At 64.2% G+C, this 22,514-nt stretch carries 20 protein-coding genes, 1 tRNA gene and 1 other RNA gene; 14 read left to right on the top strand and 8 right to left on the bottom strand.

Annotated features, from left to right (window positions below; translation table 11 throughout):
- On the top strand, positions 1 to 253 hold a 253-nt coding region (locus FVP60_RS13145; RefSeq protein WP_222705911.1), incomplete at its 5' end, for an HNH endonuclease.
- Between the two features lie 411 nt (positions 254 to 664).
- Here the strand turns inward: FVP60_RS13145 and rnpB are convergent.
- Positions 665 to 1,019, bottom strand: an RNA gene (gene rnpB / locus FVP60_RS09340) — RNase P RNA component class A.
- Positions 1,020 to 1,181: 162 nt separating this feature from the next.
- On the opposite strand from rnpB, the gene FVP60_RS09335 reads away from it, so the two are divergent.
- Positions 1,182 to 2,045, top strand: a complete 864-nt coding sequence (locus FVP60_RS09335) for a LuxR C-terminal-related transcriptional regulator (RefSeq protein ID WP_147825979.1) — start codon at positions 1,182 to 1,184, stop codon at positions 2,043 to 2,045.
- A 46-nt stretch (positions 2,046 to 2,091) separates the two neighbouring features.
- Here the strand turns inward: FVP60_RS09335 and FVP60_RS09330 are convergent, their stop codons facing one another.
- The 4 genes from FVP60_RS09330 to FVP60_RS09315 form a co-directional block, all read right to left on the bottom strand.
- The gene (locus FVP60_RS09330; protein WP_147825978.1) at positions 2,092 to 3,807 is read right to left on the bottom strand and encodes a bifunctional 3'-5' exonuclease/DNA polymerase; all 1,716 of its coding nucleotides are present in this window, start codon (positions 3,805 to 3,807) and stop codon (positions 2,092 to 2,094) included.
- Positions 3,804 to 4,520 (bottom strand): zinc ribbon domain-containing protein, encoded by a 717-nt coding sequence (locus FVP60_RS09325; RefSeq protein WP_147825977.1) that lies wholly within the window; start codon positions 4,518 to 4,520, stop codon positions 3,804 to 3,806. Before FVP60_RS09325 ends, FVP60_RS09330 begins: the two co-directional genes overlap by 4 nt.
- A 99-nt stretch (positions 4,521 to 4,619) precedes the next feature.
- A complete protein-coding gene (locus tag FVP60_RS09320; protein ID WP_147825976.1) occupies positions 4,620 to 5,450 on the bottom strand; it encodes a hypothetical protein in 831 nt (276 codons plus the stop codon).
- Between the two features lie 173 nt (positions 5,451 to 5,623).
- Entirely contained in the window at positions 5,624 to 6,250 is a 627-nt protein-coding gene (locus FVP60_RS09315; protein WP_147825975.1) for a SatD family protein, read from the bottom strand.
- A gap of 116 nt (positions 6,251 to 6,366) precedes the next feature.
- On the opposite strand from FVP60_RS09315, the gene FVP60_RS09310 reads away from it, so the two are divergent.
- A complete protein-coding gene (locus FVP60_RS09310; RefSeq protein WP_147825974.1) occupies positions 6,367 to 7,551 on the top strand; it encodes an aminotransferase class I/II-fold pyridoxal phosphate-dependent enzyme in 1,185 nt (394 codons plus the stop codon).
- A 77-nt stretch (positions 7,552 to 7,628) separates the two neighbouring features.
- Here the strand turns inward: FVP60_RS09310 and FVP60_RS09305 are convergent.
- Positions 7,629 to 7,704, bottom strand: a tRNA-Val gene (locus FVP60_RS09305).
- Positions 7,705 to 7,970: 266 nt separating this feature from the next.
- Here FVP60_RS09305 and aceE point away from each other — a divergent pair.
- The 6 genes from aceE (at position 7,971) to FVP60_RS09275 (ending at position 15,526) form a co-directional block, all read left to right on the top strand.
- Positions 7,971 to 10,697, top strand: a complete 2,727-nt coding sequence (aceE, locus tag FVP60_RS09300; RefSeq protein ID WP_147825973.1) for a pyruvate dehydrogenase (acetyl-transferring), homodimeric type — start codon at positions 7,971 to 7,973, stop codon at positions 10,695 to 10,697.
- Positions 10,698 to 10,699: 2 nt separating this feature from the next.
- On the top strand, positions 10,700 to 11,920 hold the full coding sequence (locus tag FVP60_RS09295) for a PucR family transcriptional regulator (RefSeq protein WP_147825972.1): 1,221 nt from the start codon (positions 10,700 to 10,702) through the stop codon (positions 11,918 to 11,920).
- Between the two features lie 85 nt (positions 11,921 to 12,005).
- Complete coding sequence (locus FVP60_RS09290) at positions 12,006 to 12,926, top strand: ACP S-malonyltransferase (RefSeq protein WP_147825971.1); 921 nt, start codon at positions 12,006 to 12,008, stop codon at positions 12,924 to 12,926.
- Complete coding sequence (locus FVP60_RS09285) at positions 12,923 to 13,924, top strand: beta-ketoacyl-ACP synthase III (protein ID WP_147825970.1); 1,002 nt, start codon at positions 12,923 to 12,925, stop codon at positions 13,922 to 13,924. Before FVP60_RS09290 ends, FVP60_RS09285 begins: the two co-directional genes overlap by 4 nt.
- Before the next feature lie 46 nt (positions 13,925 to 13,970).
- Positions 13,971 to 14,219: an acyl carrier protein gene (locus FVP60_RS09280; RefSeq protein WP_147825969.1), complete on the top strand. Its 249-nt coding sequence runs from the start codon at positions 13,971 to 13,973 to the stop codon at positions 14,217 to 14,219.
- 71 nt (positions 14,220 to 14,290) lie between these two features.
- Complete coding sequence (locus FVP60_RS09275) at positions 14,291 to 15,526, top strand: beta-ketoacyl-[acyl-carrier-protein] synthase family protein (protein WP_147825968.1); 1,236 nt, start codon at positions 14,291 to 14,293, stop codon at positions 15,524 to 15,526.
- A 154-nt stretch (positions 15,527 to 15,680) separates the two neighbouring features.
- Here FVP60_RS09275 and FVP60_RS09270 read toward each other — a convergent pair whose 3' ends face one another.
- Together FVP60_RS09270 and FVP60_RS09265 are read right to left on the bottom strand one after the other, a co-directional pair.
- Complete coding sequence (locus tag FVP60_RS09270; protein WP_147825967.1) at positions 15,681 to 16,184, bottom strand: DUF3145 domain-containing protein; 504 nt, start codon at positions 16,182 to 16,184, stop codon at positions 15,681 to 15,683.
- A gap of 101 nt (positions 16,185 to 16,285) precedes the next feature.
- Positions 16,286 to 16,483 carry a hypothetical protein gene (locus tag FVP60_RS09265; RefSeq protein WP_147825966.1) on the bottom strand — a complete coding sequence of 66 codons (198 nt, stop codon included), beginning with the start codon at positions 16,481 to 16,483 and terminating at the stop codon, positions 16,286 to 16,288.
- A 135-nt stretch (positions 16,484 to 16,618) separates the two neighbouring features.
- Here FVP60_RS09265 and FVP60_RS09260 point away from each other — a divergent pair, with 135 nt between their 5' ends.
- Genes FVP60_RS09260 through FVP60_RS09240 form a run of 5 tightly spaced genes read left to right on the top strand, consistent with a single transcriptional unit; the run spans position 16,619 to position 22,510 of the window.
- Complete coding sequence (locus tag FVP60_RS09260; protein ID WP_342779465.1) at positions 16,619 to 17,791, top strand: ABC transporter ATP-binding protein; 1,173 nt, start codon at positions 16,619 to 16,621, stop codon at positions 17,789 to 17,791.
- A 39-nt stretch (positions 17,792 to 17,830) separates the two neighbouring features.
- Positions 17,831 to 19,018 (top strand): polyamine ABC transporter substrate-binding protein, encoded by a 1,188-nt coding sequence (locus FVP60_RS09255; protein WP_147825965.1) that lies wholly within the window; start codon positions 17,831 to 17,833, stop codon positions 19,016 to 19,018.
- Positions 19,011 to 19,949, top strand: a complete 939-nt coding sequence (locus FVP60_RS09250) for an ABC transporter permease (protein ID WP_147825964.1) — start codon at positions 19,011 to 19,013, stop codon at positions 19,947 to 19,949. The genes FVP60_RS09255 and FVP60_RS09250 overlap by 8 nt, the downstream gene beginning before the upstream one ends.
- Positions 19,946 to 20,866, top strand: coding sequence for an ABC transporter permease (locus FVP60_RS09245; protein WP_147825963.1), 921 nt, complete (start codon positions 19,946 to 19,948; stop codon positions 20,864 to 20,866). Before FVP60_RS09250 ends, FVP60_RS09245 begins: the two co-directional genes overlap by 4 nt.
- Positions 20,867 to 22,510, top strand: a complete 1,644-nt coding sequence (locus FVP60_RS09240) for an amidohydrolase (RefSeq protein ID WP_147825962.1) — start codon at positions 20,867 to 20,869, stop codon at positions 22,508 to 22,510. It begins immediately after the preceding gene.
- The last annotated feature ends 4 nt before the right edge of the window (positions 22,511 to 22,514 follow it).

Below are 22,514 nucleotides of genomic sequence, written 5' to 3'. Positions count from 1 at the left end.
CACCGCCGCATGGTGCGAAATCCACCACGTCACTGACCACGCCCACGGCGGCCCCACCCACACCGACAACGGCGTCCTCCTCTGCTGGCACCACCACCGCTACCTCGACACCAGCGGCTGGAACATCCGCATGCGAGACGGCACCCCACACGTCCGCCCACCCCGATGGATCGACCCCCACCAACACTGGCGACCCACCACCCCACCGTCGCCGCCCGAGCTGCCGGCTGACACATACCGTCCGCGAAAATAAGCGAGCGACAAAGTCTGTCTTATGCCCAGCCAGTTGCGCTCAGTGTTGCCCAGCATCGGCCGCGCATCGCCGGGTGCGCTGCGCCGTATGTGTATCGGAGCCGGAGCCGTATCTTCGCCAGCACTGAACTCTGACGCGTGCCGGTCAACCGCCCCAGCCTTGCCATAGTCAGCCGCACGTCTACGGGTGAGCTGCGCCGTATCTTTGCCGGCACTGAACTCTGACCTGTGCCGGTCAACCACCCCAGCCTTGCCAGTATCAGCCGTACGTCTCCGGGCGCGCTGCGCCGCGTCAGCGCCAGAACCGAAACCGTAACCGGCGCCGCGAGCCGGAACCGGAACCGCAACCGGAATTCGCGATCACCAACACAGAACATCGGCAGGCACCGACACGAAAGCATCAGGATGAAGGGGAATGGGTCGGCCGATACGCCGGGTTCTGTTCGGGGATTGCTCCCTCTGACGGCCATCTCTCTCGGCGCGACGTTGCCGTAGCGCTCTAGCGGCCTACCCGGGGACTCGGCGAGCCGCGTCAACATCCCCTGTCTGGCCTTGCTCCGGGCGAGGTTTACCGTGCGAGTCATGTCACCATGACCCCGGTGGTCTCTTACACCACCCTTTCACCCTTACCGAGCAAGCTCGGCGGTCTACTCTCTGTGGCACTGTCTCGCGGATTACTCCGGGTGGGTGTTACCCACCGCCCTGCCCTGTGGAGCCCGGACGTTCCTCGGTGCGGTTGCCCGCAACGCGACCGTCTGGCCGACCCATTCTTCATCCATCGTATCGCTCCCGAGGTTCCGCTTCGTGCGCACCATCCGCCCGGCGGCGCGCGGTTGTGCTGCGAAGCCAACCATCACCGAGCAACGAGCGCGTAGGATGTCAACCGAGCACGCAGGCGCTGATTCAGTCACCTCCGAAAGTTGGTATCCATGCCGGTCACTGACGATCCGCAGAGTGACGATGATGCCGTCGCCAAGGCGGTGAAGAGTCTCGCTGCCCGCACCAACTTTCCGGTTGCGTTCGGCGGCCTCATTGCTGACGGCGAAGTGCAGGTCAAGCACGTTATCGGCGCCCGCACCAAGTTTCTCGAAGAGCTGCGCGTGGTTCCGCAGCGGGGTCTTGGCGGGCAGGCCGTTGCCGAGCAGCGCCCACGAATGACCGCCGACTACCGCTCGAACCCCCGTATCACGCACGACTACGACCGACAGATTCTCGGCGAAGGCATCGCGACGCTTTTGGCCGTGCCGGTCGTCGTCAATGGCGAGGCGCGCGGCGTGCTCTACGGCGGCGCATGGGACCCAGCCAGTATGAGCGGCGTCGTCGCCGCGCCAGCGTTTCAGGTTGCCGAAGAGCTTGCCACCGAGCTGCGAATTCGCGACGAGGTGCGTCGCCGCCTCTCGCGCACGAACCACGGCGCGCCGACTGGAACCATGACGCCAGCGCAGCGCGAAGAGTTGCGAGAAAGCTACGCCGAGCTGCGCTCACTCAGCGCCAGCATCACCGATCAGGCGCTGCGTGCCCGACTCGAAGGCATCGAACGCCGCCTCGCAGGGATCTCCGGTCTCGCAGGTCAAAGTACCGCAGCGCCCGCGACCGACATTCACCTATCTCCCCGCGAAACCGATGTTTTGGCATGCGCCGCACTTGGCGCCACGACGGCCGAAATCGCAGCGCAACTCGGGCTCAAGCAGGGCACCGTCAAGGCATATCTGGGTACAGCGATGGGAAAGCTTGACGCCTCCACACGGCACGCCGCGGTCACGAAAGCGCGCCTGCTGGGACTACTCCCTTAAACCCGCTGGCACTCCTGCCCTGGCTGGCCACGGGTTGTTCCGATCACTACTTTCCGGCATCCGCCGCGATCTTGAGGTCCAGCGGAAAGTCCAACGGAAACGCGCCAAACAGTAACGTTGCCGCGCGGGCCGCCGCATCGCGCACAACCTGCGCTGACGCCTCAGCCAAGTCTTCCGGCACGTGCAGAATCACTTCGTCGTGCAGAAAGAACGCGAGATGCGGCACCTCTGCAAACGTCGCACCCGACGCCGTCGCGGCGACGCCCTGGGTGCGCCCCAGTTCCGCAAGCCCCTGCCGAATCCCCGCCAGCCACGCCAGCGCCCACTCCGCAGCCGTGCCCTGCACGATGAAATTTCGGGTAAATCGACCGCGATCGCGGGCCGAACGACGTGCCCGTTGCTCGCTCCCGGCATCGGCGTCCGCGTCTGTCGCCGCGCGCTGCACCGTGGTCCACTCCGCACTCACCGAAGGAGATGAGCGCCCCAACAGCGTCGTGACAACTCCCCCATCTTCGCCCGCCTGCGCGGCCTGATCGACCATCGCCATCGCGAGCGGAAACGCACGCCGCAACCGCGGAACCAAACGCCCCGCTTCGCCCGTGGTGGAACCATACATTGCGCCGAGGACGGCGATCTTGGCTTCTTGGCGGGTAGCGACGATACCTCTGTCGACAAGGCCTGAATACAGGTCTTGGCCGCGCGCCGCGTCAGCCATCGCGACGTCACCACTCATCGCGGCCAGCACCCGTGGTTCCAGCTGCGCCACATCCGCAACGATAAGGCGCCATCCGGGAGCTGCCCGCACCGCGGTTCGCAAGGCGCGGGGAATCTGCAACGCGCCGCCGCCCGATGACGCCCATCGGCCCGTCACCACGCCGCCCGGCACATAAATCGGCCGAAATCGGTCGTCTTTCACCCATTCGGCGAGCCAGGCCCACGCGTTCGCGGAGTACAACCGCGAGAGCTTTTTGTACTCAAGGAGTGGCTGGATCACGGGGTGCTGTTGGTCTTCCAGCTCCCACTTGCTGGTCGACTCAACGAGCACACCGGCTCGGTGCAGCGCTCGCAGAAGCTTGGGCTGGCTTTCGAGGCTCACGGTCAGATCGCCGAGCAGTGCGCGCACCTCGTCAGCGCGCTGCAGCATGATCGAGGGAATACCTCCGCCGACCGGCCTCTCACCCAGCGTCTCGGCGAGCATCTGTTCGTGCGAGGCAACATCCCACGGCAAGCCCGCGCTGCGCATCTCTGCGGCGATCAGCGCACCCGTCGATTCGGCGACCGTCAGTAGCCGCAGCCGGCCATCCGCGGCGTCAAGAATGGCGCGTTGACGATCAAATTCGGCGCGAATCTCCGCGCCGCCCCCGGGCACCTGACGCGGCCCGTCATTACCCAGTTCAAATAGCGCTTGTGCGGGCTGCTGGGATGGTTCTACCCCGGCAGCCACATTCCAAGCGACGGCGCGGCGCAAAGACTCCCCGTCAACCACGAGCGCCGAGTCACGCAAGATGGCGTGGCAGAGCCGAAGGTCATGTGCGCGCGTGATCCGCACGCCCGCGGCCAGCAGCGCGGGGTACCAGAGCGCGACATCGTTGAAAACCCAGCGCGGGGTGAAGCGTTCGTGTTCAGCCACCCACGCCGTCCAGCTTTCGGCATCAACGTGCTCGTCGCGCTCAGCGCCATGCGCGTCGATGAGTGTGGCGCTGTAGTCAACACCGTCCCTGGCGACGAGAATGAACGCCGGATCGGCCGCCGTGCTATTCAGAGACCGGACTCCTCCGTGCGCACCAAGATCGCGCCACAGTTCGGGCAGAACGCCACCTCGTGAACGGAGACTGTGCGCACCTCCTGCAAGTCTGTGGCGTTCAACACCATGTTGCAGGCGCCACAGGTGTTGCGAGTCAGGAGTCCAGCACCGACGCGGTCGTACTGTTTTGCGAGCGCCTCGGGAATGCGGCCGATAACGGCAACGCGGTCGCGTGCCAGCTCTTCGAGATCGCTGGTTGCCTTGGCAATCAGCTCACGCGCCTCGGCCGTCAGCCGGGCGCCCTCCTCGTTGGTGATGTCGATGACCGCCTTCTGCTCGGCGACGGCGGCCTCGGCCTCTTCAAGGCGCTCCATGATGACCAATTCAGCGTCTTCGAGGTCACTCAGGCGCTTGGTGAGGGCTGCAATCTCGTGCTCGAAAGCAACGGCCTGCTTGGGGTCTGATGCGGTTGCGAGGCGCTCCTGATCACGCTGGCGTCGCGCTTCGGCGACCTTCACATCGCTCTCCAGGCGACTGAGTTCGAGCGCAACATCGTCGCGTGCACCGAGACGCTGCGCGAGCTCCTGGCTCTGGCCCTGCTTCTGAGCAGTGAGCTCGGCAACGCGAACGGCCTGCGGTGGATTCTTGCGGCTCGCCTCGGTCACCAGAATTCGGCGGTCAAGGTCGACAAGGTCAAGCAGGATGCGCTGGTCAGCTGGGGTCGCGTTCACGCTTCCAACTTACGGCAGTTTGCCGGAATCTCGGGAGTGTTCGCGAACAATGCTTGCGGATGCCGCGCGCATCGGTTCCGGCGCGAACGTGCACGTCGATCACGCGGCAAACGTCGCGGCGCCAACGATGAGTGCGATGCCGCATCCGGCGAGCGACCAACTCAGCAGACTGCCGACGAGAAACTCTTCGGCCTTGGAACCAATGCCGCGGTCGGCGTTGATCTCGGGAAATCTGACGATGCCTTTGCCTGCCATGATGGCGGCGATAATTCCGATGGCACCGGTGAGCCCCAGCGCGACGATTGCCCAGCGTTCGAGCGGGCCTATCCAACGCCCACCGCGCATGGTGGAGACGACACGCGGCGCCGCGGGCTCGGGCGGAACCACGTGCACTCGCGCCCAGCTCCATCGCCCGGCCACCACCCAGGGCCCGGTAACAACCGGTGGCTCAACCGAAGCCGTTCTGCCCTCCGACGCCTCGGCGCGGCGCGCCAATGTGAGCGTGGCTCGCACCACGAGGTTTGCGCTGTGCGCAAGAAACGCTCCGACAGCGACCGCCATAACCAGAGCCGCCGGCGCGACGATCGCACCACGGGCCTGCCACTCGGTTACCCATGATGGGTCGGCGAGTGACGCGAACGACGGAACCAACAGCAGCGTCGCAAGTTTGGCGGCAAGCAGCAGGCCGACCGGAATCACGAGACGCGGTGCCCAACTGCTCGCCAATGCCAGGGCCCACAACACTCCGACGACGGCAAAGCCGATCGCGAGCGCCCACGGCATCGCGAAGACGGCAATAAGCACGGCGGGCCACCCGACGATGGCGACGATCGCAACGCCGATCGCGACGATGCGCGTGCGCGCCGTTAGCCACACCAGCATCGCGAGGTCTGCGATCGCGATGGTCAAGAGCAGTAGCGCTGCGGTCATGAGTGGCCTCCACCGCCTACGGTAAGCGGTGCGTGCGACATTCGCTGGTGTTCTGCTTATCTTTTTTGATTATTAGCACATGGCTTATCAAGTTGCTGCGGCGCCGACCCACCACGTATCGCGGGCCACACTAGCCAGACCCGGGAGTCGCGCTAGCCGGCCGGGGAGTCGCGCTAACCGGCCTGCCCGGTGCTCTGAATCCACGCCTCGTAGCTTTGCGCCACCGCACCCGCGCCAGACTTCTTGGCTGCTTGCGACACAGCCGCCTGGGTGATCCCCTCATTCTCGGCGATCTCGCGCTGCGTGAGCCCGAGGATCAGCTGCATCGTGATGCGTTGCTCGCGCGGCCGCATCGCGCTGATGAGGTGGTCACGAAGGAGGAGCGCGGCGTTCGCATTATCGCTCCCTCGGCCTGCCGCCCAGGTTCTGGTTCCGGTGCGCGCGCCGCGTCGCTCTGCCTCTTCAATCGCGCTTCTCGCGCGCCACCACGCGTCGCCGTCAAGTACCGGCCCGGTCGCGCCGGGCGCAACCTCGCGAGAGGTGCCAATACCGATCCCAAAGCGAACGTCGGCAGCACCGGCGAGGGCGAGACGCACGAGCCCGGTCGCGGCGCATGCCTCCCCGAGTGTGCGATAGATGGCCTGAAACTCATCGGCGAAAGTTGCCCACGCGTGCTGCACGGGCGCGACGATGGCGTCGGCCTGAGCAAACGCGTCAGTGATCGCGCGTTGCGCGGCGGCGCGATCGTCAAGGTTTCGCGACCCGACGACATCCAGAATCACCGCTGCAACATCCGCCATGCCATAACCATATCACTTATACCCAGAAATTATAAGTGAATGACTAATCGCTCCATGGTTCCGAGGCGCACTTTCTTCACCAGTACCGTAGAGACAACAACCCAGAGGAGCACATCGTGAAACTCGCCCAGCGCGCCGCCACTGCCGAGCCGTTCCATGCTCTCGCGTTTGGGCAACGTGCAGCCGACATCGAGGCCGCCGGACACCACGTCGTCAAACTCTCCATCGGCGAGCCCGACTTTGGCGCGCCGCCCGCGGTTCGCGCGGCCATGCGCGAGGTCATGGATGGTCGCCCACTCCCCTACACAGCGGCGCTCGGCCTGCCGAAACTGCGCGAGACGATCGCGAATTACTACCTCACCAAGCATGGCGTGACCGTTGATCCGGCGCGCATCGCCGTCACCACCGGGGCCTCTGGTGCGCTGCTTCTGGCTACCGCCGCCACCACCGACCCGGGCGATGAGGTCATCATCGCCGACCCGTCATACCCGTGCAACCGCGAGCTGGTACACACGTTTGGCGGAACCATCGTGTCGCTGGCGACAACGGCCGACAGCAGATATCAACTCGATGCACGAAGTGTTGCGGCAGCCTGGACCGACCGCACCGTCGCCGTCATGGTCGCGAGCCCCTCCAACCCCACAGGCACCTCGGTCTCATCCGAAGAGCTGGATGCCGTTTGCGCCCTCGCCCGCAGCCGCGGCGCTTGGCGGATCATCGACGAAATCTACCTCGATCTCGCTGACCCAAGCGTCGATGGAACGCCCGCCCGCACTGCGCTCGCCCTCGATCCCGACGCCATCGTGATCGGAAGCTTCTCCAAATACTTCGGCATGACGGGGTGGCGGCTCGGCTGGATGGTGCTGCCGGAACCACTGGTTGCGCCGATCGAGAAGCTGGCGATGAACTACTTTCTCTGCGCCTCAACGCCGGTGCAGCATGCCGCGGTCGCGGCGTTCTCACCAGAATCGATTGCGGTAAGCGAGGGGCGCAGAGAAGAGCTTCGAGCACGTCGCGCGCTGGTACTTGACGGTCTTGCCGCCCTTAACCTCGTGGTTCCGGTCGTTCCTGATGGCGCTTTCTACGTGTATTTCGATGTCAGCCGCACCGGGCTCGATGCCTGGACGTTCTGCGAACGGGTGCTCGATGAGGCTCACGTCGCGCTCACTCCGGGGCGTGACTTTGCGCAGGGCACCGCGAACTCGCACGTGCGTCTGTCATACGCCGCGTCTCGCGACGAGCTGACCGAGGGTCTGCGCCGCCTGGGCCACTGGCTCGCGAACTTGACCACCGCCGCGTAGCGATAACCCGAAATGCCGCGGCACACATCGAGCGCAGCAACGACAAAACCCCCGAGAATTCTCGGGGGTTTTGCTTGTGGTGGGCCCTACCGGGATCGAACCGATGACATCCACGGTGTAAACGTGGCGCTCTACCAGCTGAGCTAAAGGCCCTGGTGCTTTTATCCTAGCGGGTCTCTCGCACCGTTTCGAACCACGAGCCGCCATCGTGGTTCCGCCGGCCGCCCGCAATTACCCCACGATCAGCCAAACACGCCCGCGTGACAAAGTTGTTCGAGAAATCAGACTCGCGAACACGTCCGCATCGCCCAAATGTGAGTAGGCTGTGGACTACGCGTGTTGTGTGGTGCCGACAAAGCCCCCCGCGCGTCGAACCGATGCCCTTGGCATGATCTGCCAGAAAGATGAAAGGTCGCCCGGTGACTGTTCACGACCAGGATCCTTACTCCCAAGAACCCCTCGACAGCGACCCGGAAGAGACTGGCGAGTGGCAAGAGTCGCTCAACCAGCTCGTCGACGCTAAGGGGCCGCAGCGCGGTCGCGAGATCATGCTCAGCCTGCTCTCGAAGTCGCGCGAACTGCACCTGGGTGTGCCGATGGTTCCGACCACCGACTACATCAACACGATCGCGTCGGAGAACGAGCCCAACTTCCCCGGTGACGAAGAGGTTGAGCGCCGCTACCGCGCCTGGACCCGCTGGAACGCCGCTCTGACGGTTCACCGTGCGCAGCGTCCGGGTATCGGTGTCGGCGGCCACATCTCGACCTACGCGTCGAGCGCATCACTTTATGAAGTTGGTTTCAACCACTTCTTCCGCGGGCAGAACGACCCGAGCGGCGGCGACCAGGTCTTCATTCAGGGCCACGCCTCCCCCGGCATCTACGCGCGCTCCTTCCTCGAAGGTCGCCTCTCGGCAGCGCAGCTCGACGGGTTCCGTCAGGAGAAGTCGGCAGCCCCCAACGGCCTGCCGTCTTACCCGCACCCGCGACTCATGCCTGACTACTGGCAGTTCCCGACCGTGTCGATGGGTCTCGGCCCGATCAACGCGATCTACCAGGCCATGACCAACAAGTACCTCACGAACCGCGGCATCAAGGATGCCAGCGACTCACACGTGTGGGCCTTCCTTGGTGACGGCGAAATGGACGAGGTCGAATCGCGCGGTCAGCTTCAGGTTGCCGCAAACGAGGGCCTCGACAACCTCACCTTCGTCGTCAACTGCAACCTGCAGCGTCTCGACGGCCCGGTGCGCGGTAACGGCAAGATCATCCAGGAGCTGGAAAGCTTCTTCCGCGGCGCCGGCTGGAACGTCATCAAGGTCGTCTGGGGTCGCGAGTGGGACGCCCTGCTGAATGCCGACAAGGACGGCGCCCTGCTGAACCTGATGAACGTCACCCCCGATGGCGACTACCAGACCTACAAAGCAGAATCTGGCGCTTTCGTTCGCGAGCACTTCTTCGGTCGTGACGAGCGCACCGCCGCCCTGGTCAAGGACTACACCGACGACCAGATCTGGGGCCTCAAGCGCGGCGGCCACGACTACCGCAAGGTGTACGCCGCCTACAAGGCAGCCATGGCTCACAAGGGTCAGCCCACCGTCATTCTCGCGAAGACCGTCAAGGGCTACGGCCTCGGCTCGCACTTCGAGGGCCGCAACGCGACCCACCAGATGAAGAAGATGACGCTGGAAGACCTCAAGCACTTCCGCGACGAACTGCACATCCCGATCACCGATGCGCAGCTCGAAGAGAACCCGTATCAGCCGCCGTACTACAACCCCGGCACGGGCGACGAGACGATTCAGTACATGCTGGATCGCCGCAAGAGCCTCGGCGGTTTCTTGCCCGAGCGTCGCACCACGCACGTGGGTCTTAACCTGCCCGGCGACGAGATGTACAAGCAGGCTAAGAAGGGCTCCGGAACGCAGGAGGTCGCCACCACGATGGCCTTCGCGCGTCTGCTCAAGGATCTGTTGCGCGATAAGGAAATCGGAAAGCGCATTGTTCCGGTTATCCCCGACGAGGCACGCACGTTCGGCATGGACGCGTACTTCCCGACCGCAAAGATCTACAACCCGCACGGCCAGAACTACACCTCGGTCGACCGCGAACTCCTCCTTGCCTACAAGGAGAGCCCGCAGGGTCAGATTGTGCACGTCGGCATCAACGAAGCCGGTGCCGTTGCGGCGTTTACCGGACTCGGAACGTCGTACGCGACGCACGGTGAGCCGCTGATTCCGGTTTACGTCTTCTACTCGATGTTCGGCTTCCAGCGCACGGGCGACGCTCAGTGGGCTGCTGGAGACCAGATGGCGCGCGGCTTCATTATGGGCGCCACCGCCGGTCGCACCACGCTGACGGGTGAGGGCCTGCAGCACGCTGACGGCCACTCCCACTTGCTGTCGTCGACGAACCCGGCGACGCTGTCGTACGACCCGGCTTACGGCTACGAGATCGCGCACATCGTTCGCGCTGGCCTCGACCAGATGTACGGCGGCAACCACCCCAACCCCGACGTCATGTACTACATCACCCTGTACAACGAGCCGATCGTTCAGCCTGCTGAGCCGGAAGACGCCGACATTGAGGGCATCGTCAAGGGCATCCACAAGGTTTCGACCGGTGAGGGTGAGGGCCCCCGCGCCCAGCTGCTCGCATCGGGTGTTGGCCTTGCCTGGGCGTTCGAGGCTCAGCAGCTGTTGAAGGACGACTGGGGCGTGATCGCCGATGTATGGTCAGTCACCAGCTGGAACGAGTTGCGCAAGGACGGCCTCGCCGCCGACGAGCACAACTTCCTCCACCCCGACCAGGAGCCGCGCACCGCATACATTGCGGAGAAGCTGCGTGGCGCCGAGGGTCCGGTCACCGCGGTCAGCGACTTCATGCACGCCGTTCAAGACCAGATTCGCCAGTGGGTTCCGAACCGGTTTGCGTCGCTCGGCGCCGACGGCTTCGGCTTCTCCGACACCCGCGCAGCTGCACGCCGCTACTTCAAGATTGACGGCCCGTCGATCGTGGTTCGCACGCTGCAGTCGCTCGCCGAAGATGGCGTCGTTGACCGCGCGCTCGCAAAGCAGGCAATCGAGAAGTACGACCTGCTGAATGTGAACGCCGGAACCAGCGGCAACGCGGGCGGCGAAAGCTAAGCATGGCGGTAACAACGGGAGGGGCATCGCCCCAAAGCAAGGCAGAAACCCTGGCTTGGTTGCGCAAGATCTCAGGCGACCTGGCAACGGCAACACTGACCCGCTTGGAGGAGTCCCTCCCGTGGTACGCCGAAATGCCACCGGCCCGCCGCTCGGCGGTGGGCCTGGTGGCGCAGGCGGGCATCACCTCGTTCATTCAGTGGTTTGATGACCCCACCTCAACCCCGTGGATTGCCGCAGATATTTTCGCGGCAGCACCCCGCGAACTCTTGCGCAGCGTCAGCCTGCAGCAAACCCTGCAACTCATTCGCGTCACCGTCTCGGTGACGGAGGAGCGCGTCGCCGGCCGTAGCGAAAGCCTCCGCGAAGCGATCCTGGAATACTCCCGCGACGTCGCATTCGCCTCGGCTGATGTCTACGCTCGTGCCGCCGAGGCCCGCGGCCTGTGGGATGCCCGCCTCGAAGCCCTCGTGGTCGACTCCATCCTCACCGGAGAAGCCGACGAAGAGCTACCGAGCCGCATCGCGGCGCTTGGCTGGCACGGCCACGGCGAAGTGTGTGTACTGGTCGGAACCACGCCGCAGCAGTTCGACGTGGATCAGTTTCGTCGCGCGGCGCGAAAGCTTGGCATTGACGTTCTGATCGGCGTGCAAGGCTCACGCCTGGTGCTGGTCATTGGCCGCGCCGTCACCGCGTCGCGCCCTGACGACTCCCCCGACATTCCCTTCATCGACATTGCCCGCCACCTGGAGCCGCACTTCGGCCCCGGATACCTGGTGCTCGGTCCCACCGTTGCGGCGCTCGTCGACGCGAGCCAAAGCGCCCGCGCCGCTCTCGCCGGCTTCGCCGTGGCCCGCGGTTGGCGTCACGCCCCGCGCCCGGTTGAGGCCGACGATCTTCTGCCAGAGCGCGCGCTTGCTGGCGACCCGTTCGCGAAGCAGACGCTGATCGACCGCATCTATCGCCCGCTGCAGTCGCATTCGGCCGACCTGGTCACGACGCTGTGGAGCTACCTCGATAACGGCCGCTCGCTCGAAGCGACCGCTCGCGAGCTCTTTGTGCACCCCAACACGGTGCGCTATCGCCTCAAACGCGTGAGTGAAGTCATCGGATGGGATGCCACCGGCCCGCGCGAGGCTCTGATCCTGCAGACGGCACTCATCCTTGGTTCCATCGGCACCACCGAGTCCCTACGACGCCGTCCGACACGCCGCACACCCTAGTTACTGTCGAGAAGGCACAAAGCTTTTCGGCATTTATGTGTGGAAACCCCCAGCACTGTTCCCAACCGATTGGCAAGATAGACAAGTGATCGTTGTTGCATGCCCCGGCCAGGGGTCTCAAACTCCCGGGTTCCTTTCGCCATGGCTCGAACTGGATGGTGCCCGCGAGCGGCTGGAAGCGTACTCCGACGCCGCGAAGGTTGATCTCATCACCCACGGCACGGTCTCCGATGCCGACACGATCCGCGACACGCAGATTGCACAACCCCTCATCGTTGCTGCCTCATTGCTCACGTGGCACGCCCTCGGCGATGCTGCACGACGCGCCGGCGGAATCGCCGGACACTCGGTCGGCGAATTCGCTGCTGTCGCCGCCGCAGGCGTCGTTTCTGATGAGACCGCAATGTATCTCGTTGGCGAGCGCGGCCGCGCCATGGCTCAGGCCGCAACCGAGGCCGAAACCGGCATGAGCGCCGTCGTCGGCGGTGTCGAGGCCGACGTGCTGGCGGCCATCGCCGACGCCGGCCTGGAGCCGGCAAACTTCAACGGTGGCGGGCAGATTGTTGCCGCCGGCTCTCTCGAGGGGCTCGCCCACCTCGCCGAAAACGCACCCCGCGGCGCCCGCGTCATTCCGCTACAGGTCGCCGGCGCCTTCCACACGCGCTACATGGGCTCGGCCGTTGACGCCCTCCGCACAGCCGTGGCGACGGTCACCGACGTTTCTGCCCCCGCAACGACGCTGTGGACCAACAGCGATGGTTCCGTCGTCACCGACGGCCAACGCGCACTCGATCTGCTTGTCGGCCAGGTTTCATCGCCCGTGCGGTGGGACCTGTGCATGCAGTCGTTCGCAGACAACGGCATCACCGGTTTGGTCGAGCTGAGCCCGGCCGGCGCGCTCGTCGGCCTCGCCAAGCGTGGCCTCAAGGGAACACCAGCGGTCGCCGTGAAAACCCCTGAAGATCTCGAAGCAGCCGTCGCGCTGCTGAATGGAGACGCCGCATGACTGTGACGCTTAACCAGGCCAAGGGCCCCGAATTCACGCGCATCTACTCATACGGTGCGGCACGTGGCGAGGTTGCCGTTCCGAACGACGACCTCATCGGCCCGATCGACTCCAGCGACGAGTGGATCCGCCAGCGCACCGGCATTGTGACGCGCACGCGCGCCGTCCCCACCACGTCGGCCACCGATCTTGCCACCGAAGCCGCTCGCGAGGCCGTTGAGCGCAGCGGCGTCAACCCCGCTGATATCGACCTGGTGATCGTTGGAACCATCAGCAACGTGCAGCAGACGCCGTCGATGGCGGCCGTGGTGGCAGACCGCATCGGCGCGAACCCGGCTGCCGCCTACGACAGCAACGCCGCCTGTGCCGGCTTTGCCTACGCCGTGGCGCAGGCAGACGCACTGATTCGTGCCGGCGCCGCGAAGTACGCGGTCGTCATTGGCGCCGAAAAGCTCAGCGACATCGTCGACCCCACCGATCGTTCCATCTCGTTCCTGCTGGGCGATGGCGCAGGCGCCGCGGTTATTGGCCCGAGCGACTTCGCCGGCATCTCCCCCACGGTGTGGGGCTCAGACGGCTCCAAGGCCGACGCGGTCGGCATGGATCACACGCTCATTGAATTCCGCGACGGCGAGTCGGCCTGGCCAACCCTGCGTCAAGAGGGCCCCACGGTGTTCCGCTGGGCGGTGTGGGAGATGGCAAAGGTCGCGAAGCAAGCGCTGGATGCGGCTGGCATCGAGGCTAAAGATCTCGCCGCCTTCATTCCGCACCAGGCCAACATGCGCATCATCGATGAGTTCGCCAAGCAGTTGAAGCTGCCCGACACCGTCGCCATTGGCCGCGATATCGAAACCACCGGCAACACCTCGGCAGCCTCCGTGCCGCTCGCAGCGCACCGGCTGCTGCAGGAGCATCCCGAACTGAGCGGCGGCCTCGCCCTGCAGATCGGATTCGGCGCGGGCCTGGTTTTTGGTGCGCAGGTCGTGGTTCTGCCGTAACCCACCCCTAGACTTTTTTCAGCCAACCTAATCAGAGGAGAAACACATGGCATTCACGAACGACGAGGTCCTCGAGGGCCTGACCGAGCTCATCATCGATGAGACCGGCATTGACGGTAGCGAGGTCGCTCTGGAGAAGTCGTTCACCGACGACCTCGACATCGACTCGATCTCGATGATGACGATCGTTGTAAACGCAGAAGAGAAGTTCGGCGTCAAGATTCCGGACGACGAGGTCAAGAACCTCAAGACGGTTGCTGACGCAGTCAACTACATCGCCTCCAACCAGGAGTAAGGCGTTTTTGGCGTGCCACGGAACCATAGGGTCGCCGTGGCACGCCAGTTTCTGACTACAGAGGAGTATCAATGACCAAGCGCATTGTCGTAACGGGCATCGGTGCATCGTCGGGCATCGGCGGCACGGCACAGGAGAACTGGGACAACCTGCTCGCAGGTGTTTCCGGCGCACGCACGATGGAGCACGATTGGGTCGAACAGTACGAGTTGCCGGTCAACTTTGCTGCCGAGGCCATCGTCCGCCCCGACCAGGTGCTGGCTCGCCACGAGGCGAAGCGCTTGGATCCGTCCAGCCAGTTCGCGCTGGTTGCGGCCCGGGAAGCCTGGGCAGACGCGGGAGCGCCCGAGGTTGAATCGGAGCGTCTCGGCGTTGACTGGGCAACCGGTATCGGCGGTATTTGGACGCTTCTGGACGCATGGGACACCCTGCGCGAAAAGGGGCCGCGGCGCGTTATGCCGCTGACGGTTCCGATGCTGATGGCAAACGCTCCTGCCGGCAATCTGTCGTTGCAGTTTGAGGCGCGCGCCTACGCATCGACGGCGGTTTCGGCCTGTGCTTCCAGCACCGAGTCGATTCTGAACGCCTACAACCACATGCAGGCAGGCCTGGCTGATGTGGTGATCGCCGGCGGTAGCGAGTCGGCTATTCACCCGATCACGATGGCATCGTTTGCGGCAGCGCAGGCGCTCTCCAAGCGCAACGATGACCCGGCGACTGCCTCCCGCCCCACCGCCGTCTCCCGCGACGGCTTCGTCATGGGCGAGGGCGCGGCCGCCCTCGTGCTCGAAACGGAAGAGCACGCGAAGGCTCGCGGCGCAAAGATTTACGCCTACCTGGTTGGTGGCGCCGTGACCGCAGACTCTTACCACATCACCGGCAACGACCCGGAGGGCAAGGGCGCGGCCCGCGCCGTCCGTCAGACGCTGGAGATGGCCGGGGCTTCTGCCGATGACGTGACGCACATCAACGCACACGCAACCTCGACGCCCGTTGGCGACCCCAACGAGTTCGTCGCGCTGCAGGCCGTGTTCGGCGACCGCATCCGTGAGATCCCGGTCGCAGCGACCAAGGCCGCCACCGGCCACCTGCTGGGCGGCACCGGTGCTCTGGAAGCCGTGTTCACGGTGCTCGCGCTGAAGAACCGCACAGTTCCGCCGACGATCAACGTCGACGAGCAAGACCCCGAGGTTCCGTTCTTGATCACCCCGAAGCCGGCAGAGCTGGGTGCGGGCGATCACCTCGCGATCAGCAATTCGTTCGGATTCGGCGGCCACAACGCCGTCATCGCGTTCCGCAACGCATAGCCTCAGGCATACGAGAGGGCTCCCGGATTCCGGGAGCCCTCTTTTGTTCGTAGGGAGCGGATTCGCTTTCTCGCCCTCCGGGACTCTTCACCGATGGTCGGTACTCGCGCCTGCCGCTCCACACCCATCCCGCGCCGCTCGGACGCGGAATTCTCTATCCAACTTTGTGCAACCACACCACCGGTACGTCATCCGATGCGTGCCGAAATGGTTCCAACTCTTCGTCCCACGCACTGCCGAGCGCGAGTTCCAATTCGCGTCGCATTTCATTGGCATCCCCCGCCGCGATCTCCATGGCATAGCGCAGCCGATCTTCGCCAATGACCACGTTGCCCGCGGTATCAAGCTGACCGTAGTGAATTCCGAGACCAGGCGTGTGCATCCACCGGCCACCGTCGCTGCGCGGCGTCGGATCTTCGCTCACCTCGTAGCGAAGGTGTTCCCAACCGCGAATAGCGGTTGTCAGGGCCGCGCCGGTTCCGGCTGGTCCCTCCCAGTAGAACTCAGTACGACGCGCACCCGTGAGCACGGGTTGGTCAATCCATTCAAAGTTCACGGCACGGCCGAGAACGCCGCCCACCGCCCATTCCAGGTGGGGGCACAACGCGCGTGGCGCGGAGTGGATGTAGATCACCCCACGCGCCTGTGGTGTCGCCATGATTTCTCCGTTCTTCAGGTGCGTCTTCCCCAACGACCTGACGGATGCTCCGGCAACGATTTTCGGTTCTTCCCTTGCATTATCACAAACTGACCCGAGAATCACAACCGTGTGATTTCGGGAGTTTCGTCGAGCGGGATGAATTTCTGCGACACAACAGCGCCCGATTGCAGCGGCAGCCACCCCGCTTCGCGGATCATCGGCGCACGATTCGTCTGCTGCGACGCACATTCTTCGCTTAACGGAACCATGACGCGCCGAAACAGTGCGTCGATATTGCGGAAATATGCCGGAATCATCGCCTCAGACAGTTTGTCCGGGGGTTGCTAAACACGCAGAACATCGTCCGGTATGTGCCCCGGCATTCTTGCCCCGCAAGCCCTCCTCCCACTTTGCTTACCTCAAGTGCGACGACGCCGAGAAGGGAACTCCCTGTGACCACAGCCGCCACGACCGTCATGTCAGATACTGCCTCCGCCTCCCAAGAGCGTGGTGCAGTTCGGCTGGAGAACGTCACCAAACGGTACGGAGATCAAGTCGCCGTCGACAATCTCTCGCTCGACATCAAGGCGGGCGAGTTTCTTTCGCTTCTCGGGCCGTCCGGCTGCGGAAAGACCACCACCCTGCGCATGATCGCCGGGTTTGAGCAGCCAGAAGAGGGCGACATTGTCGTCTCCGGCAAGTCCGTGGTTTCATTGCCGCCCTACCGACGTGATGTCAACACGGTTTTCCAGGCGTACGCGCTGTTTCCGCACCTGTCGATCGCGCAAAACGTCGCCTACGGGCTCCAGCAGCGCAAGACCCCGAAGGCCGAGATTCGGGAACGCGTTTCAGCGGCGCTCGACATGGTGCAGATGCGCCGCTACGCCGACCGCAAGCCGACACAGCTTTCGGGCGGACAACAGCAGCGCATCGCGCTGGCGCGCGCACTGGTAAACCGACCGACGGTGCTGCTTCTTGACGAGCCGCTCGGCGCCCTTGACCGCCAGCTTCGCGAAGAGATGCAGGTGGAGCTGAAGCTTCTTCAAGCACACCTGGGGATCACGTTTGTGTTCGTCACGCACGATCAAGAAGAAGCGTTGTCGATGAGCGACCGCATCGCCATCATGCGCAACGGTCGCATCGAACAGCTCGGCGACGCGGACTCGATCTATTCCGCACCGTCATCCGCGTACGTTGCCGCCTTCGTCGGTCAGCAAAACTTCTTCCGCGGCATCTCCACGCCCGATGGTTCCGCCGTTGAAACGCCCGTTGGCCTGATTGCCTCCGCCACCGCGCAGGTAGCCGGCGGCATCGAAACCGACGCTGCCGTTCGACCAGAATTCGTCCGCATCGCGGCAGCGACGTCTACCAGCACAAACGGAACCAATACGGTGCGCGGCACGCTGCTCGCCAACGCGCACCTGGGTAGCTCTCGCCAGTTCCTGGTGCAGGTCGACGAAGAACACACGTTGATCGTGCACAGCCCCGCGGCCGATGCCCCCTCTCTCGAGCTGGGAGACGAGGTTGCGTGCTGGTGGGACCCGACGCACGTCCTGCTGTTTCCCGCGAGCGCAGACTCGGCGAATCGATCCGCGTCTTTGCAGACCGCACCGACCTTCTCGTAGCCACCCGACCCGACGATAAGAACCCTTTCGGAGACACCCATGAATACTCCAGACAACGCGATCCGAATTCTTGCACCGCAGGCCGCCGTTCCGGTCATTCAACGTGAACTTTCCCGCCGCAGATTCCTGGGTTTCGCCGCGGCGCTCGGCGGAACCGCGTTTCTCGCGGCCTGCACCTCGGGTGGCGGGCAGACCAAGCCCGGCGCCGTAGCCACCGGTGGCCCGCTGGAGAAGTCGGTCTCGGTCTACACGTGGGGTGACTATGACGCCCCGACCGTTGTCTCTGACTTCACCGCTGAGCTCGGCCCGAAGGTGAGCTTGGATTCGTACTCCTCCAACGAAGAGCTGATCGCGAAGCTCATTGCGGCGAAGGGAACCAGCGGTTACGACATCGTGGTTCCGACCGGCGTGTTCATTCCGCAGATGATCGAAAACGGCCTGCTGCAGAAGTTCAACAAGGAGCTGCTGCCCAACCTGGCCAATATGGACCCGGCCTTCATCGGGCGCGCGTGGGACCCGGAGAACGACTACTCGGTGTGCAAGGCGTGGGGAACCACGGGCTTCGTCTACGACAAGACCGTCATCACGCGTGAGCTTAAGACGTGGGACGACTTCTTCGATGCCGCCCAGAACGAAGCCAGCGGCAAGACCTCGCTTTCTGACGACCCGGCGGCCATCATCGGCTCCTACTTCTGGGCGCGCAATGAAGATTGGAACACCACCGACACCACGGCTCTCGAAGAGTGCCGCACCTTCCTGGTTGAGAAGATCGCTCCACACATTGCCGCCTTCGACTCCTACCCAGGAACCAACGCCATCCCGCAGGGCACGCATGCCCTGATGCAGGGCTGGAACGGTGACTTCCGCTTGGGCTTCAACGAGTCTTCCGAGCCCGACCGCTGGCAGTGGGTTTTGCCCGGACCGATCACCGAGCTGTGGATGGACAACTGGGCAATCGCCGCCGGCGCCCCCAACCCCGAGGCCGCTCACGCGTTCATCAACTTCTCGATGAGCCCAGAGGCGCTGTTCGAGAACCTCGACTACATCGGTTATCACGTCGGCGGCAAAGACATGCAGGCCGAGGCGGAAGCCGCGGGTCTGCCCTACCTTGACCTGATCTTCTTCTCCGACGACCAACTGGCAGCCATGCGCGAGCAGGAGCTCAATGAGTCCCAGACGCTGCGCGTTGACATCTGGAACGCGGTAAAGGCCGCCGCCGGTGCGTAAACGCCTGAGCGGGGTTCTGCTCGCCTCCCCCGCGTGGCTCTGGCTCATCGCCTTCTTCGTGATTCCGGTCGCGATGGTGGTGTGGTTCAGCTTCGGCTACAAACCGGGCATTTTCGGCACGCACGCGAACGACGTCCTCTCGTTCGACCGCTACTTCGAAGCTCTGTCGCCCACCTTCATCGCAACGTTCCAGAACACGCTGTGGGTGGGAGTGCTCGGAACCATTCTGTGCTTTGCGGTTGGCGCGCCCGTCGCGTATTGGATTGCGTTTAAGGTGAAACCGCAGCGCCGCGGGCTGCTGCTCGCGCTCGTGCTGGTTCCGTTCTGGACCAACTTCTTGGTGCGCACCATCGGTTGGCAGGTCATCATCGCCCCCGAGGGTTGGCTGTCAACGTTCTTGCAGAACATCGGCATTATCGCGGCGCCGCTCGACCTCTTGCACACACGCGCAGCGGTGTTGCTGGGTGTCGTTTACAACTACCTGCCGCTGATGATTCTGCCGCTGTTTGTCGCGTTTGACCGGGTGGGCCCTGCGCTTCGCGAGGCCTCCAAGGACCTGGGGGCAAACCGGGTCAGCACGTTCATGCGCGTGACGCTGCCGTTGGCACGCCCCGGTGTCGTCGCGGGCGTCATGCTGGTGTTCATCCCGCTGATGGGTGACTACATCACCGCTACCGTGCTTGGCGGCGCGAAGGGAACCATGGTGGGCCAATTGGTCGCCAGCCAGTTCCAGACCGCACAAAACTGGGCGCTCGGCTCGGCCATGGCGGTGCTGCTGATGCTGTTGGTCGTCATCAGCCTCGGGATCGCTGCCCTGCTGATCTGGCTCGTCGCCCTGCCGTTCAACCTGCACAACCGCGTCGATCTTGGCCCCGCACCTGCAGGTTCCGGCCCCTTCACCGAGACCGCAACACTGGAGACGGTGTCATGACATCCAGCACCACGGCCATTGCTCCCGAAGCGGCAACTACCCCGCCCTCGACTCCCCCGGCACCGCGCGTTCGCCGCCACCGAAAGTCAGGCTCTGACATCGCGCTGACGGTATGGGGTGTTGCGGTGATGATCTTTCTGTTCTTGCCGATCATCGTCATCGTGATCTCGTCGTTCAACTCGGGGCGTCTCCTCGTCGCGTGGGACAGCTTCGGCTGGGACGCCTACCTCACGATTTTCGAGAAGCCCGCAATTCAGCGCGCCGTCGTGGTCTCATTGCAGGTGGCACTGATCAGCGCGATCATTGCCACCGTGCTCGGAACCACCGCTGGCATCGCGATGGCGCGTCACCCCGGTCGCTGGGTTGGCCCTTTCCTCGTGCTGTTGCTGCTCGTTTCGGTCACGCCCGAAATCGTCGACGCGGTTTCATTGCTGCCGTGGTTTGTGACGCTCGGACAAGACTTGGGCATCGGCGTCTTCAACGACGGCATCGTGCGCCTGAGCGTCGGTTCGTCGCTCTTCGCCACGGCCGTGGTTGCCTACCTCGTGCGCTCCCGCCTGATTGGGCAAGATGCGAAGCTTGAAGAGGCCTCCTCCGACCTGTTCGCCAAGCCCATGACGACGTTCCGCCGCATCACCCTGTCACTGGCGATGCCCGCGATTCTCGCCGGCTTCCTGTTGGCGTTCACGCTCAGCTTGGACAACACCGTCATCGCCGCGTTCGTCAACGTCTCTGGCACGACGCCGTGGCCGGTGTATGTGCTGAGCGCGGTGCGTTCGGGTCTGCGTCCGGAGATCGCCGCGGTCAGCACCATCATGCTTCTGTTGACGCTTCTCGCGCTCGCGCTGGTTGCCGTCGTGCTCAAGCGCGCCGGCGACTCGGCAACCGACATCGCCCGCGCCATGGGAGGAAACTGAATGCGTCACGCCCAAACGCTGTTTCGCGGTTCCGCATTCACCGCAAACACCGTGCGCTCACGCACCCATGCCGTGGCGGTCATCGACGGAACCATCGCCGCGGTGGGAGCCGAAGCAGAGTCGATGTTTGGGCCGCGCACGTCGGTTATCGACGTCGGCGACGGCCTGCTGGTTCCCGGCTTTCAAGACGCCCACGTGCATCCCATCTCCGGCGGGCTAGAACTCTTGCGTTGCGACCTGGCCGCAGGGTCAACACAGCCGCAGTACCTGGAGATCATCGCGGCGTACGCGGCGAGTCACCCAGACGAAGAGTGGATTCTGGGTGGCGGCTGGAGCATGTCGGCCTTTCCCGGTGGCTGCCCCACCGCCGCGGCGCTCGATGAGGCCGTCGCCGATCGGCCCGCGTTTCTGCCGAACGCGGATGGCCACGGGGCCTGGGTGAACTCCGAAGCCTTGCGTCGCGCGGGCATCGACCGGCACACGCCAGACCCCGCGGATGGCCGGATCGAACGCGACCAACATGGCAACCCCACGGGCACCCTCCACGAGGGTGCCATGAATCTGGTCAATCGCCTGCTGCCGGAGACATCGGCGGAGTTCCTCACGCGCGCACTCATGCGCGGACAGGCATATTTGCATTCGTATGGCATCACCGCGTTTCAAGACGCGATCATCGGCGCGTACTCAGACATGCCAGATGCGGGCGACATTTACGTCGCTGCCGAACGCGCCGGCATTCTCAGCGCCAAAGTCGTCGGCGCGCTGTGGTGGGATCGCTCGGCCGGTCTCGAACAAATCGAGTCGCTGTTGCAGCGACGCGAGCGTTACACCGGTGAACGGTTTCGCGCCACCAGCGTCAAGATCATGCAAGACGGTGTGGCAGAAAACTTCACCGCGTCCATGCTTGAGTCCTACTGCGATGGTCACGGCCACCCCACCGACAACAGTGGTATCTCTTTCGTTGCGCCCGAGGTGCTGAACGAGGCCGTGCCGGCCCTCGACGCCCACGGCTTTCAGGTGCATTTTCACGCCATCGGCGACCGAGCGGTGCGGCAGTGTCTCGACGCGGTCGAGCAGGCCATTGTTCGCAACGGCCGAAACGATAACCGCCATCACATCGCCCACCTCCAGGTCATTCACCCCGACGATATCTCCCGCTTTCGCGAGCTCAGTGTCGTCGCCAACATGCAGTCGCTGTGGGCCACCCTCGAACCGCAAATGATCGAGCTGACGATGCCCTTCCTTGGCGCCCAACGTTCCGGCTGGCAGTACCCCTTTGGTGACCTCTTGCGCGCCGGAACCATGTTGGCCGCCGGAAGCGACTGGTCAGTTTCCACACCCAATCCGATGGCGGCCATTCACACGGCGGTCAACCGCATGGCAGCTCCCGGCTATGAAGAGGGCGACTACGACGCCTTCTTGCCAGAGCAAGCCATCGATCTCGGCACCAGCCTCGTGGCCTACACGGCAGGTTCCGCGTATGTGAACCACCTTGATGACACGACCGGAACCATCACCGTCGGCAAGGCCGCCGACTTTGCGTTGCTAGACCGCGATCCGTTTGCGCACCCGACGACTGAAATCGGTCTCACCGGGGTGCGTCAGACCTGGGTCAATGGTTCATGCGTCTACACGGCGGAGTGAGATC

Source organism: Microbacterium mitrae, assembly GCF_008017445.1.
Classification (GTDB): Bacteria; Actinomycetota; Actinomycetes; order Actinomycetales; family Microbacteriaceae; genus Microbacterium; species Microbacterium mitrae.
This window is presented reverse-complemented; position numbering and strand designations above follow the sequence as displayed.